The organism is Pseudomonas sp. yb_2 (genome assembly GCF_043103905.1).
GTDB classification, from domain to species: domain Bacteria; phylum Pseudomonadota; class Gammaproteobacteria; order Pseudomonadales; family Pseudomonadaceae; genus Aquipseudomonas; species Aquipseudomonas alloputida.
Genome location: NZ_JBICKH010000028.1, coordinates 133,343 through 145,738 on the forward strand (window position 1 = coordinate 133,343; position 12,396 = coordinate 145,738).

Below are 12,396 nucleotides of genomic sequence, written 5' to 3' on the forward strand. Positions count from 1 at the left end.
CAGCATTGCCCGTGAAGGGGCTGTAAAGCAGCCCCGCCACCGTCAGCCCCGCCCCGCATTCCTTTCGGACACCTGGCTGTTCAACGTCCAGAAGTCATACAGCACCCCCACCAGGAACAACCCGCCGGTAAAGAAGTAGATGATCGCGGTGATCCACTTGCCCTGATACAGCCGGTGCAGGCCAAACACCCCCAGGAAGGTCAGCAGGATCCAGGCGATGTTGTAGTCGATACGCCCGGACTGAAACCTCAGGTCGGCTTCACGGTCCATGGACGGGATCAGGAACAGGTCGATCAACCAGCCAATGCCCAGCAAGCCCAAGGTGAAGAACCAGATGGTCCCGGTAATCGGCTTGCCGTAATAGAAACGATGGGAACCGGTGAAGCCGAAAATCCACAGCAGGTAGCCGATGGTTTTGCTGTGGGTGTCGTGAAAGGGCACCCCCTGTTGATAACTGTTCATTCATAGCCCCCGTGGGTTATCCGAAAATTTTCTAAGAAAAAATGTGACTTTTTCGTCGCTACCCGACATACGGCGCCTAGGCAATCGACCAACGGATCAATAACTGATCAAAAAGCTGTTATAAAGTTGCGCGCCCAACACATAACTATTCATAAGAGCTTCATCTATGCCGCCTTTGATCAAGACATGGCTGACCCTCTGCCTATTATTGCCCCTGGCCGCCCACGCCACCAATCGTGAGCAACGTCTTCCCAATGGTTTCACCGGCTACACGACCAACGCGTCGGTGAAACACGCACCCGCCAAGCAGACCGCGCTGCGCGCCCGCCCAAGCAATGCCGTCAGCAGCCGCGGTGCGAATGTCGCCGCCATGTCGCCGAAGCAAAGCAGCGATGTGCTGAGCCGTGCGGTAAATGTGCTCGGTACCCCTTATGTTTGGGGCGGCAGCAGCCCGAAAAAAGGCTTTGACTGCAGCGGGCTGGTCAAATACGCCTTCAACGACGTCGCCGACGTCGACCTGCCGCGCACCTCCAATGCCATGGCCCAGGGCCATGGGGTGAAGGTGGCCAAGGGTGATCTGAAGCCTGGCGACCTGATCTTCTTCAACATCAAGAGCCGTCGGGTCAATCACGTCGCCATCTACCTGGGTAACGACCGCTTCATCCACGCGCCACGCCGTGGCAAGCGGGTGAGTATCGACACCTTGAGCAAGCCTTACTGGCAGAAGCACTACGTGGTGGCCAAACGGGTGCTGCCGAAAGAGCAGCAACAGCTGAGTCTGGCCAAGCGTTAAGCTGATCGGCGCTATCCGGTACCGGCCCCTTCGCGGGCACGCCCGCTCCCACAGGTAGCGCGTCGCTCTCGCGCGCAGCTCACATACCTGTGGGAGCGGGCGCGCCCGCGAAAGGGCCTTTGCAGGTACTACAAGCCTTTGATCAACCCTCGCTCCCTCAGCCTCCGCAACGCCCCCTCCATCGTCAGCATCCCCTCCGCCGCCCCGCCCTGCATCACTGAAGACAACTGCGCCAACCGCCCCTCCCGAATCAGGTTACGCACCGCCGGCGTCGCCACCAGCACTTCCCGCGCCGCCACCCGCCCACCCCCTACGCGCCTGACAAGCACCTGCGCGACCACCAGGCGCAGCGACTCGGCCAGCATCGCCCGCGCCATCGGCTTTTCCTCGGCAGCAAACACCTCCACCAACCTGTCGATGCTGCTGGTCGACGAACGCGCATGCACGGTTGCCAGCACCAGGTGCCCGGTTTCGGCCGCGCGCAGGGCCAGGCGAATGGTTTCCAGGTCGCGCAACTCGCCGATCATGATCACGTCCGGGTCCTGGCGCAGCGCACTGCGCAGCCCCTGAGCAAAGCCGCGACTATGGCGCCCCATCTCACGCTGGTTGACCAGGCTGCGCTGGCTGTCATGGATGATCTCGACAGGGTCTTCCAGGGTAATGATGTGCAGCGCCCGCTCGCGGTTCAGCTGGTCGAGCAGCGTTGCCAGGGTGCTGGACTTGCCACTGCCGGTCGGCCCGCCCACGAGGATCAAGCCATCCCGGCAATGCGCAACAGCTTGAAACACATCCGCAAGGTCCAGCTCACTCACCGTCGCAATGCGCCCCGGGATCAGCCGAAAGGTAACCGCCGGGCCATTCAACTGTCGAAACAGGTTCAGCCGAAAGCGCCCAAGCGCCGGCAACTCCAGCGCAAGGTCCATTTCATCGCCTTGGGCCCACTGCCGGCGCTGATCGTTATCCAGCACGCTGGCCATGCCCTCGATCAAGGCACCCTGGCTCAACGGCGGCAAGCCCATACGCTGCAACTCGCCATCCAGGCGCAGCATCGGAATCTGGCCCGTCGCCAGGTGCAGGTCTGAAGCCCCCGCATCCACAGCTCGGGCCAACAGGTCGGTCACATCCATAAGACTCCCCAAAGGCCTTCAAGCAGGTAGAATGCCGCAGACCCCACAGCTGCCGGCATCGATCCATGTCCACCCTAGCAGACAACCTTTCCGCGATTTCCGCCCGTATCGCCAGTGCTGCCCAGGCAGTCGGGCGTGATCCGGCCAGCGTCCAGTTGCTGGCCGTGAGCAAGACCAAGCCCGCCAGCGCTATCCGCGAGATCCATGCCGCCGGTGTGCACGACTTCGGGGAGAATTACCTACAGGAAGCACTGACAAAGCAGCAGGCCCTCAGCGACTTGCCCTTGATCTGGCACTTCATCGGCCCCATTCAGTCGAACAAGACCAAAGCCATCGCCGAGCATTTCGACTGGGTGCATTCCGTGGACCGCCTGAAAATTGCCCAACGCCTGTCGGAACAGCGCCCTGCGGGGCTGGCGCCGCTGAACATCTGCCTGCAGGTGAACGTCAGCGGCGAAGACAGTAAATCCGGCTGCACCCCAGCCGACCTACCCGCGTTGGCCAAAGCCGTAGCCGCACTGCCCAACCTGCGCCTGCGCGGGCTGATGGCAATCCCGGAACCCACTGAAGACCGCGCCACCCAGGAGGCCGCCTTCGCCAGCCTGCGCAAGTTGCAGGAAGGCCTGGGGCTTGGCCTGGACACCCTGTCGATGGGCATGAGCCACGACCTGGAAGCGGCCATCGCCCAGGGCGCGACGTGGGTACGGATTGGCACGGCCCTGTTCGGAGCCCGCGACTACGGCAACACCTGATTCCATGCTTCACTCACTCTTTTCCACAAGGACCTGACATGAGCAAGACACGTATTGCCTTTATCGGCGCCGGCAACATGGCCGCCAGCCTGATCGGTGGTCTGCGTGCCCAGGGCCTGGACGCCTCGCAGATCCGCGCCAGCGACCCGGGCGCCGAGACCCGCAGTCGCATCCAGGCCGAGCACGGCATTGAAGCCTTCGAGGACAACGCCCAGGCCATCGATGGCGCTGACGTCATCGTGCTGGCGGTCAAGCCACAAGTCATGAAAACCGTATGTCAGGCACTGCAACCCAACCTGCAGGATGGCCAGCTGATCGTTTCCATCGCCGCCGGCATCACGTGCGCCAGCCTGCAAAGCTGGGTGGGCGCTCGCCCGGTGGTGCGCTGCATGCCCAACACCCCGGCATTGCTGCGCCAAGGCGTGAGCGGCCTGTACGCCACCGCTGAAGTGTCCGGCGAACAGCGTCTGCAGGCCGAACAACTGCTATCGGCTGTAGGCACCGCCCTGTGGCTGGAGCAGGAACAGCAACTGGACGCCGTGACAGCTGTGTCCGGCAGTGGCCCGGCGTACTTCTTCCTGCTGATCGAGGCCATGACCGCGGCAGGCGAAAAACTCGGCCTGCCACGCGAAACGGCCTCCCAACTGACCTTGCAGACGGCCCTGGGCGCCGCGCGCATGGCAGTTGCAAGCGACGTCGATGCCGCTGAACTGCGCCGCCGCGTCACTTCGCCCGCCGGCACCACGGAAGCGGCGATCAAGTCGTTCCAGGCCAGCGGCTTCGAAGCCATCGTCGAGCAGGCGCTGCAGGCTGCAGCCACGCGCTCTGCCGAGCTGGCCGAACAACTGGGCAAATAAGGAGCCTTAGATGAATGCACTGTCAGGCGCCGCGATTTTCGTGGTGCAAACCCTGGTCAGCCTTTACCTGGTTATCGTCCTGCTGCGCTTCGTGCTGCAACTGGTCAAGGCCAACTTCTACAACCCGCTGTGCCAGTTCGCCGTTCGTGCCACCCAACCGCTGCTCAAGCCGATCCGCCGGATCATCCCTAGCGTTGGCGGGCTGGATACCTCGTCGCTACTGCTGGCGGTGGTCATCCAGGCCTTGCTGATGGGCTTTGTGCTGATGGTCACCTACGGTACCTTCGGCGACGTCCTGCACCTGCTGATGTGGGCGATCATCGGCATCACCTCGCTGTTCCTGAAGATTTTCTGGGTGGCGATGATCGTCATGGTGATCGTTTCCTGGGTTGCACCCAACAGCCACAACCCGGCGGCCGAACTGGCCTACCAGATCAGCGAGCCGGTGCTGGCGCCGTTCCGCCGCCTGGTGCCAAATCTGGGTGGCATGGACATCTCGCCGATCTTCGCCTTCCTGGCGATCCAGGTGGTCCAGTCGTTTGTCATGCCCCCGCTGGCCGCCTACGCCGGCATGCCTCAAGAGCTGTGGCGAATGATCTGAGGCTCGCCAGCGCCAGCTTGCCCCCAGTCGCAAGCCTTTGCTTGCCGCTGGGGGTAGCGCTCTTTAGACTTACGCCTCCGTCAAGCGTGAGCAGGGTCGATGTCAACTGTCTTTCCCGAAGATTCCGTCGGTCTGGTAGTACCGCAAACCGCCCGGTTCGATGAACCGCTGGCACTGGCCTGTGGCCGTTCACTGGCCAGTTACGAACTGGTCTACGAGACCTATGGCACCCTGAACGCCAGCGCGAGCAACGCCGTGCTGATCTGCCATGCCCTGTCCGGCCACCACCATGCCGCTGGCTACCATGCCGCCACCGACCGCAAGCCGGGCTGGTGGGACAGCTGCATCGGCCCCGGCAAGCCGATCGATACCAACCGCTTCTTCGTGGTCAGCCTGAACAACCTCGGCGGCTGCAACGGCAGCACCGGCCCCAGCAGCGTCAACCCTGCCACCGGCAAACCGTATGGCGCCGACTTCCCTGTACTGACCGTAGAGGACTGGGTCCACAGCCAGGTGCGCCTGGGCGAGCGCCTGGGCATCCAGCAATGGGCCGCTGTCGTCGGCGGCAGCCTTGGCGGCATGCAGGCCCTGCAATGGACCATCAGCTACCCCGAGCGTGTGCGTCATTGCGTCGACATTGCCTCGGCGCCCAAGCTGTCGGCGCAGAACATCGCCTTCAACGAGGTGGCGCGCCAGGCCATTCTCACCGACCCTGAGTTCCATGGCGGTTCGTTCCAGGACCAAGGCGTGATCCCCAAGCGCGGCCTGATGCTGGCGCGCATGGTCGGCCACATTACCTATCTGTCCGATGATTCGATGGGTGAAAAATTCGGCCGTGAGCTGAAAAGCGACAAGCTCAACTACGACTTCCACAGCGTCGAGTTCCAGGTCGAAAGCTACCTGCGCTATCAGGGCGAGGAGTTTTCCGGCCGTTTCGACGCCAACACCTACCTGCTGATGACCAAGGCACTGGACTATTTCGACCCGGCCGCCACGCACGGTGGTGATCTGGCCGCCACGCTGGCCCACGTCACGGCGGACTACTGCATCATGTCGTTCACCACTGACTGGCGCTTCTCTCCGGCCCGTTCGCGCGAGATCGTCGACGCGCTGATGGCCGCGCGCAAGAACGTCTGCTACCTGGAGATCGATTCGCCCTACGGGCACGATGCATTCCTGATTCCCACACCTCGCTACATGCAGGGTTTCTCGAACTACATGAACCGCATTGCCATCTGAGGACAGCATGAGAGCCGATCTGGAAATCATCCACGACTGGATCCCCGCCGGCAGCCGGGTACTCGACCTGGGCTGCGGTAGCGGCGAACTGCTGGCCTCGCTGCGTGACCGCAAACAGGTCACCGGCTATGGCCTGGAAATCGACGCCGACAATATCGCCGCCTGCGTGGCCAAGGGTGTCAACGTCATCGAACAAGACCTGGACAAAGGCCTGGGCAACTTCGCCAGCAACAGCTTCGACGTGGTGATCATGACCCAAGCCCTGCAGGCCGTGGAATACCCCGACCGCATCCTCGACGAAATGCTGCGAGTGGGCCGTCAGTGCATCATCACCTTCCCGAACTTCGGCCACTGGCGCTGCCGCTGGTACCTGGCGACCAAAGGCCGCATGCCGGTATCGGACTTCATGCCGTATACCTGGTACAACACGCCGAACATCCACTTCTGCACCTTCGCCGACTTCGAAGAACTTGTGCACGAACGCCGAGCCAAGGTACTGGACCGCCTGGCGGTCGACCACTTGCACCGCAATGGGTGGGGTGGCCGGCTATGGCCTAATCTTCTAGGTGAGATCGGCATCTACCGCGTCAGCAGTCCGGGCCTGCAAGAGCACCAGCTCGCGGTCTGACGCCCACCGGAGGAATCGCCCCATGCGTCGCCTAGCCCTGTTCCTGATCAGCCTGTGCCTGGCCCTGCCAGTACTGGCTGCCGATGCCGCACGCCCCGAGCGCAAGGAGGTATTTGGCGACGTGACGGTGCACTACAGTGCATTCACCTCGAGCATGCTCACACCCGAGGTGGCCGCGGCCACCGGCCTGGTGCGCAGCAAGAACCAGGGCGTGCTCAACATTACCGTCCTCAAGGCCAGCAAACCTGCCACGGCGGTGATCAGCGGCACCGTCAAGGACCTGACCGGGCGCAGCAGCCCGCTGTCGTTCAAGCAGATTACCGAACAGGGCGCGGTGTATTACATCGCCCAGTTCAAGATCGATCAGCCAGAAACCGTCACCTTCGACTTGAACATCGAAACCGGCGGCATCAGCAACTCTCTCAGCTTCAACCAGGAAGTGTTCCCAGGCGAATGATGAATTTCCAGCAACTCGTATTGGCCAGCCACAATGCCGGCAAACTGAAGGAACTCCAGGCCATGCTCGGCCATTCCGTGCAGCTGCACTCGATTGGTGAGTTCAGCCAGGTGGAGCCGGAAGAAACCGGCCTGTCGTTTGTCGAGAACGCCATCCTCAAGGCGCGCAACGCCGCCCGCATTTCCGGCCTGCCGGCCTTGGCCGATGACTCTGGACTGGCGGTGGACTTCCTCGGTGGCGCGCCGGGCATCTACTCGGCGCGCTATGCCGATGGCAAAGGTGACGCGGCAAACAACGCCAAGCTGCTCGAAGCCTTGAAAGACGTGCCTGAAGCTGAGCGCAGTGCACAGTTCGTCTGCGTTCTGGCGCTGGTGCGCCACGCCGACGACCCGTTGCCGATCCTGTGCGAGGGCCTGTGGCACGGGCGCATCCTGTTCGAGGCCAGCGGCGACCAGGGCTTTGGCTACGACCCGCTGTTCTGGGTACCGGAGCGCAACTGCTCCAGCGCCGATCTAGCCCCAGCAGACAAGAACCAGCTCAGCCACCGCGCCCGTGCCATGGCCCTGCTGCGCAAACGTCTGGGCCTGGCATGATCGAAATGCTGTCGCCCCCCGGCGCGGCAGGCTTTAGCAGCCTGCCGCCGCTGGCGCTGTACATCCACATTCCGTGGTGCGTACGCAAATGCCCTTATTGCGACTTCAACTCCCACGCAGCCGGGCCTGAACTACCGGAAGATGCCTACGTCACAGCCCTGCTCGACGACCTCGACCAGGAACTGGCTGCCGTACAAGGTCGCCCGATCAGCTCGATCTTCTTCGGTGGCGGTACGCCAAGCCTGTTCAGTGCCAACGCCCTTGGCCGGCTACTGCGTGGCATAGAGCAACGTATTCCGTTCGCGCCAGACATCGAGATCACCCTCGAAGCCAACCCGGGCACCTTCGAGCAGGACAAGTTCAAGGCCTACCGGCAGACCGGTATCAACCGTCTTTCGATCGGCGTGCAGAGCTTCCAGCCAGCCAAGCTGGAGGCACTGGGGCGCATCCACAATGGCGACGAAGCGGTGCGGGCCGCCGACATGGCGCGCGCGGCCGGTTTCGACAATTTCAACATGGACCTGATGCACGGCCTGCCCGACCAGTCGCTGGACGACGCGCTGGGTGACCTGCGCCAGGCCATCGATCTGGGGCCGACACACCTGTCGTGGTATCAGCTGACCGTGGAGCCGAACACGGTGTTCTGGAACCAGCCGCCAGAGCTGCCCGAAGACGACATCCTCTGGGATATTCAGGAAGCCGGCCAAGCGCTGATGGCCGAGCACGGCTACCGCCAGTACGAGGTATCGGCCTACGCCCAGGCAGGCCGCGCCGCCCGCCACAACCTCAACTACTGGCGCTTCGGCGACTTCATCGGCATTGGCGCTGGCGCTCACGGCAAGCTCACCTTTGCCGACGGGCGCATCCTGCGTACCTGGAAGACCCGCCTGCCCAAGGATTACCTGAACCTGGCCAAGCCGTTCAAGGCCGGCGAGAAGCTGCTGCCAGTCGATGAACTGCCGTTCGAGTTCCTGATGAACGCCCTGCGCCTGACCGATGGCGTGGAAGCCGAACTGTTCACCCAACGCACCGGCTTGCCGCTGTCACAGCTGCAGGAAGCACGCCGTGCCGCCGAACAAAAGGGCCTTTTGCAGGTCGAACCGGATCGACTGGTAGCCACGCCGAGGGGCCAGTTGTTCCTCAATGACCTGCTGCAGTATTTCTTGACCTAAGGATGACCCATGGATCTGGTACTTGATCTGCTCGCGACGGTTTCCCGCTGGAGCCGCAGCAACCTGTCGGAGATTTCACTGGCCTTGGTAGGCTGCCTGCTGGTGCTGTTCGGCACCGATGTCAAAGCCTGGGCCGAGCAGCGCCTGGGCGGCCTCGCGGGCGCTCTGCGCGTGCCGTTCATGGCGCTGATGGTCATGATCGGTAGCGGTGCTGCGCTGATCTATGCCACACCGTGGGTGGTGAAGGGGCTCAGCCAGTTCAACAACTATGCGTTGGCGCCTGTGTTGCTGGTGGTGCTGGTATTGATTGGCGTGGTGGCGGATCGCCGCGGCTGAGCCAATGGCCCCGGGCCCTTGTAGGAGCGGGTTCACCCGCGAAAGGGCCGGCCGTGCTGGCCAATCTCCACCCGCCGTTCACCGTTGCCGCCACTACCGTATTCGCGGGTGAACCCACTCCTACAAAGAAAAAACCGCCCTCCTCAAGGCGGTTTTTTTCGCCTGCATTCCTGCAAGCATCGGCACATCGAGAAGCCGTATCAGCCGCTCAATCGACCTTCTCGAACTTCAAGTCCCACACCCCGTGCCCCAGCCGCTCACCGCGGCGTTCGAACTTGGTGATCGGGCGCTCTTCGGGGCGCGGCACATAGGTGCCGTCTGCCGCACGGTTGCGATAGCCAGGAGCTGCGCTCATCACTTCCAGCATGTACTCGGCATACGGCTCCCAATCGGTGGCCATGTGGAACACACCACCGGGCTTGAGCTTGCGACGTACCAGCTCGGCGAACTCCAGCTGGACAATGCGGCGCTTGTGATGACGTGCCTTGTGCCAAGGGTCTGGGAAGAACAGCATCAACCGATCGAGGCTGTTATCCGCCACGCAGCGGTTCAGCACTTCGATGGCATCGCAGTCATACACCCGCAGGTTTTTCAGCCCCTGGGTCAGCACGCCATTGAGCAGCGCGCCAACACCCGGGCGGTGCACTTCCACACCGATGAAATCCTGCTCAGGTGCGGCAGCGGCCATTTCCAGCAGGGAATGGCCCATGCCGAAGCCGATCTCCAAGGTGCGCGGGGCCGAACGGCCGAACACCTGGTCGTAGTCCACCGGGCTATCAGCCAGTGGCAGGATGTACAGCGGGCCGCCTTGGTCCAGACCGCGTTGCTGGCCTTCGGTCATGCGCCCGGCACGCATCACGAAGCTCTTGATGCGGCGGTGTGGGCGGGCTTCGCCGTCGGGGGTGATCGGCGTATCGTGCGATTCAGTCATCAGTTGCTCTTACTTGATCAGACCATCCAGCGGCGAGGAGGCGCTGGCATAGAGTTTCTTCGGCATACGACCAGCCAGGTAGGCCATGCGACCCGCGACAATGGCGTGTTTCATGGCCTCGGCCATCAGCACTGGCTGCTGGGCGTGGGCGATGGCCGAGTTCATCAGCACCGCCTCACAGCCCATTTCCATGGCGATGGTGGCGTCGGAGGCGGTACCCACACCGGCATCGACCAGCACCGGTACCTTGGATTCTTCCAGGATGATCTGCAGGTTGTAGGGGTTGCAGATACCCAGACCGGTGCCAATCAGGCCAGCCAGCGGCATGACCGCGATGCAGCCGACTTCGGCCAGCTGACGGGCGATGATCGGATCGTCGCTGGTGTAGACCATGACGTCGAAACCTTCCTTGACCAGCACTTCGGCTGCCTTGAGGGTTTCGATCACGTTGGGGAACAGGGTTTTCTGGTCGGCCAGCACTTCCAGCTTCACCAGCGTCCGGGACTCGTGCGATTTGCGCCCATCGAGCAGTTCGCGGGCCAGACGGCAAGTGCGTACCGCTTCCACCGCGTCAAAGCAGCCTGCAGTGTTCGGCAGGATGGTGTACTTGTCGGGCGACAGTACATCGAGCAGGTTCGGCTCGCCCGCGTTCTGGCCAAGGTTGGTGCGGCGCACAGCGACGGTGACGATTTCGGCACCCGAGGCCTCGGTGGCCAGGCGGGTTTCTTCCATGTCACGGTACTTGCCGGTACCGACCAGCAGGCGCGACTGGAAAGTACGCCCGGCCAGGGTGAAGGGCTTGTCGCTACGAACGTTGCTCATCGTTGTTCCTCGGGAAAAGGTTGCAGGGCTTGCTTGTGAACCGCCGGGCTGCTGTCAGCCGCCACCGATGGCGTGGACCACTTCGACCTGGTCGCCGTCATTCAGCAGCGTGCTGTCGTGCTGGCTACGCGGCACGATATCCAGGTTCAGTTCCACTGCAACACGGCGCCCGGTCAGCTCCAGGCGCGCCAGCAGGGCTGCAACGCTTTCGCCGGCAGGCAGTTCGTAAGGTTCACCGTTCAATTTAATGCGCATGCGCACGGCCACCATTGTTCTTTGGGGCCAGCATTCTAGCGCCGAACCGCCCTGCAACCCAAGGGCGGTGCGCGCCATTAGTCGTGATTGTGGACCACTCGGTCAGCCCAGCCGCCAGGCTGCCAGGCCCAGGCACAGCCAGCCGACAAGGAAGCACAAGCCACCAATCGGGGTGATGATGCCAAGCTTGCCAAGGCCACTGAGGGTCAGCAGGTACAGGCTGCCGGAGAACAGCACGATGCCCAACGCAAACAGGCCGCCAGCCCACCCGACCAGGCGCCCGGGCAGGTGCGCCGAGAGCACCGCAACGCCGAAGATCGCCAAGGCATGGACCAGTTGGTAAGTCACGCCGGTATGGAAGATTGCCAGGTAGTCAGCCGTCAGCCGGTTTTTCAGGCCATGAGCGGCGAAGGCGCCCAGTGCGACACCGGTAAAGCCAAAAAAGGCGGCAAGCATCAGGAAGCTGCGAAGCATGGGACGACTCCTTGTATCGGGTCTGTATAATGGCCCCTTCCACCCTTAGGGCCAAGCCATCGACATGCTGTCAACGCTTATCCGTCGCCTCTCCCGCGCCCTGCTCTGGTTCGTTGCCGGCAGCATCGTGCTGGTGCTGGTGTTCCGCTGGGTACCACCGCCCGGCACGGCGCTGATGGTCGAGCGCAAGGTACAGTCTTGGGTGAATGGTGAACCGATCGACCTGCAGCGCGACTGGGAGCCATGGGAGAACATCTCCGATGAGCTCAAGGTTGCAGTCATTGCTGGCGAGGACCAGAAGTTCGCCAGCCACTGGGGCTTCGACCTCCCGGCCATTCAGGCGGCGCTGGCCCACAACGAGCGTGGCGGCAACATTCGCGGCGCCAGCACCCTGACCCAACAAGTGGCCAAGAACCTGTTTCTGTGGTCAGGCCGCAGCTGGTTTCGCAAGGGGCTGGAGGCCTGGTTCACCGCACTGATCGAGCTGTTCTGGTCGAAGGAACGGATTCTCGAGGTCTATTTGAACAGCGCCGAGTGGGGCAAGGACGTGTTTGGTGCCCAGGCAGCGGCGCGTTATCACTTTGGCGTCGACGCCAGCCGGCTCAGCCGCCAGCAGGCAGCGCAGCTGGCTGCGGTGCTGCCTAGCCCAATTAAGTGGAGTGCCAGCCGGCCGAGTGCCTACGTGGCCAGCCGGGCCGGCTGGATTCGCCGGCAGATGAGCCAGTTGGGTGGGCCCAGCTACCTGATGCAGCTGGACTCCTCCAGAAAGCTTTGAATGCAGGCCCGGCCCTTTCGCGGGCAAGCCCGCGCCTACAGGCAACCGCATCCCCTGTAGGAGATCACCCAGCCCTTCCGGGCTGCGCTGTCGCGCAGCAAACATGAGGTGTACGGCTTCAG

16 protein-coding genes and 1 pseudogene are annotated in these 12,396 nt (G+C 62.8%); 11 read left to right on the plus strand and 6 right to left on the minus strand.

What is annotated here, in order from left to right:
• Positions 1-42: 42 nt before the first annotated feature.
• The gene (locus tag ACF8FB_RS06740) at positions 43-462 is read right to left on the minus strand and encodes a TM2 domain-containing protein (protein WP_010955634.1); all 420 of its coding nucleotides are present in this window, start codon (positions 460-462) and stop codon (positions 43-45) included.
• A gap of 166 nt (positions 463-628) precedes the next feature.
• Here ACF8FB_RS06740 and ACF8FB_RS06745 point away from each other — a divergent pair, with 166 nt between their 5' ends.
• On the plus strand, positions 629-1,255 hold the full coding sequence (locus ACF8FB_RS06745) for a C40 family peptidase (protein ID WP_012053957.1): 627 nt from the start codon (positions 629-631) through the stop codon (positions 1,253-1,255).
• A 128-nt stretch (positions 1,256-1,383) separates the two neighbouring features.
• Here the strand turns inward: ACF8FB_RS06745 and ACF8FB_RS06750 are convergent, their stop codons facing one another.
• Entirely contained in the window at positions 1,384-2,382 is a 999-nt protein-coding gene (locus ACF8FB_RS06750) for a type IV pilus twitching motility protein PilT (RefSeq protein ID WP_392511140.1), read from the minus strand.
• Between the two features lie 65 nt (positions 2,383-2,447).
• Here ACF8FB_RS06750 and ACF8FB_RS06755 point away from each other — a divergent pair, with 65 nt between their 5' ends.
• The 9 genes from ACF8FB_RS06755 (at position 2,448) to ACF8FB_RS06795 (ending at position 9,017) form a co-directional block, all read left to right on the plus strand.
• Positions 2,448-3,134: a YggS family pyridoxal phosphate-dependent enzyme gene (locus ACF8FB_RS06755; RefSeq protein ID WP_010955637.1), complete on the plus strand. Its 687-nt coding sequence runs from the start codon at positions 2,448-2,450 to the stop codon at positions 3,132-3,134.
• Between the two features lie 38 nt (positions 3,135-3,172).
• Positions 3,173-3,991, plus strand: a complete 819-nt coding sequence (gene proC / locus ACF8FB_RS06760; RefSeq protein ID WP_010955638.1) for a pyrroline-5-carboxylate reductase — start codon at positions 3,173-3,175, stop codon at positions 3,989-3,991.
• 10 nt (positions 3,992-4,001) lie between these two features.
• Positions 4,002-4,592, plus strand: coding sequence for a YggT family protein (locus ACF8FB_RS06765; protein WP_003249110.1), 591 nt, complete (start codon positions 4,002-4,004; stop codon positions 4,590-4,592).
• Positions 4,593-4,691: 99 nt separating this feature from the next.
• Positions 4,692-5,831, plus strand: a complete 1,140-nt coding sequence (locus tag ACF8FB_RS06770; protein ID WP_010955639.1) for a homoserine O-acetyltransferase — start codon at positions 4,692-4,694, stop codon at positions 5,829-5,831.
• Positions 5,832-5,838: 7 nt separating this feature from the next.
• Complete coding sequence (metW, locus tag ACF8FB_RS06775) at positions 5,839-6,459, plus strand: methionine biosynthesis protein MetW (protein WP_003249106.1); 621 nt, start codon at positions 5,839-5,841, stop codon at positions 6,457-6,459.
• 22 nt (positions 6,460-6,481) lie between these two features.
• Complete coding sequence (locus ACF8FB_RS06780) at positions 6,482-6,916, plus strand: DUF4426 domain-containing protein (protein WP_064613754.1); 435 nt, start codon at positions 6,482-6,484, stop codon at positions 6,914-6,916.
• Complete coding sequence (gene rdgB, locus ACF8FB_RS06785; RefSeq protein ID WP_010955642.1) at positions 6,913-7,509, plus strand: RdgB/HAM1 family non-canonical purine NTP pyrophosphatase; 597 nt, start codon at positions 6,913-6,915, stop codon at positions 7,507-7,509. The genes ACF8FB_RS06780 and rdgB overlap by 4 nt, the downstream gene beginning before the upstream one ends.
• Positions 7,506-8,681 (plus strand): radical SAM family heme chaperone HemW, encoded by a 1,176-nt coding sequence (gene hemW, locus ACF8FB_RS06790; RefSeq protein WP_003249098.1) that lies wholly within the window; start codon positions 7,506-7,508, stop codon positions 8,679-8,681. Before rdgB ends, hemW begins: the two co-directional genes overlap by 4 nt.
• A gap of 9 nt (positions 8,682-8,690) precedes the next feature.
• Positions 8,691-9,017 carry a DUF3392 domain-containing protein gene (locus tag ACF8FB_RS06795; RefSeq protein ID WP_003249095.1) on the plus strand — a complete coding sequence of 109 codons (327 nt, stop codon included), beginning with the start codon at positions 8,691-8,693 and terminating at the stop codon, positions 9,015-9,017.
• A gap of 208 nt (positions 9,018-9,225) precedes the next feature.
• On the opposite strand, the gene trmB is transcribed toward ACF8FB_RS06795, so the two are convergent.
• The 4 genes from trmB to ACF8FB_RS06815 all read right to left on the minus strand — a co-directional run bounded on the left by trmB (position 9,226) and on the right by ACF8FB_RS06815 (position 11,499).
• Positions 9,226-9,948 (minus strand): tRNA (guanosine(46)-N7)-methyltransferase TrmB, encoded by a 723-nt coding sequence (trmB, locus tag ACF8FB_RS06800; protein ID WP_004575478.1) that lies wholly within the window; start codon positions 9,946-9,948, stop codon positions 9,226-9,228.
• Positions 9,949-9,957: 9 nt separating this feature from the next.
• A complete protein-coding gene (locus ACF8FB_RS06805) occupies positions 9,958-10,770 on the minus strand; it encodes a thiazole synthase (RefSeq protein WP_003249091.1) in 813 nt (270 codons plus the stop codon).
• Between the two features lie 54 nt (positions 10,771-10,824).
• Positions 10,825-11,025, minus strand: a complete 201-nt coding sequence (thiS, locus tag ACF8FB_RS06810; RefSeq protein WP_003249090.1) for a sulfur carrier protein ThiS — start codon at positions 11,023-11,025, stop codon at positions 10,825-10,827.
• Positions 11,026-11,127: 102 nt separating this feature from the next.
• Positions 11,128-11,499: a DUF423 domain-containing protein gene (locus ACF8FB_RS06815; protein ID WP_010955645.1), complete on the minus strand. Its 372-nt coding sequence runs from the start codon at positions 11,497-11,499 to the stop codon at positions 11,128-11,130.
• Positions 11,500-11,528: 29 nt separating this feature from the next.
• Here ACF8FB_RS06815 and mtgA point away from each other — a divergent pair.
• Positions 11,529-12,274, plus strand: a pseudogene (mtgA, locus tag ACF8FB_RS06820) (monofunctional biosynthetic peptidoglycan transglycosylase).
• Positions 12,275-12,396: the final 122 nt, after the last annotated feature.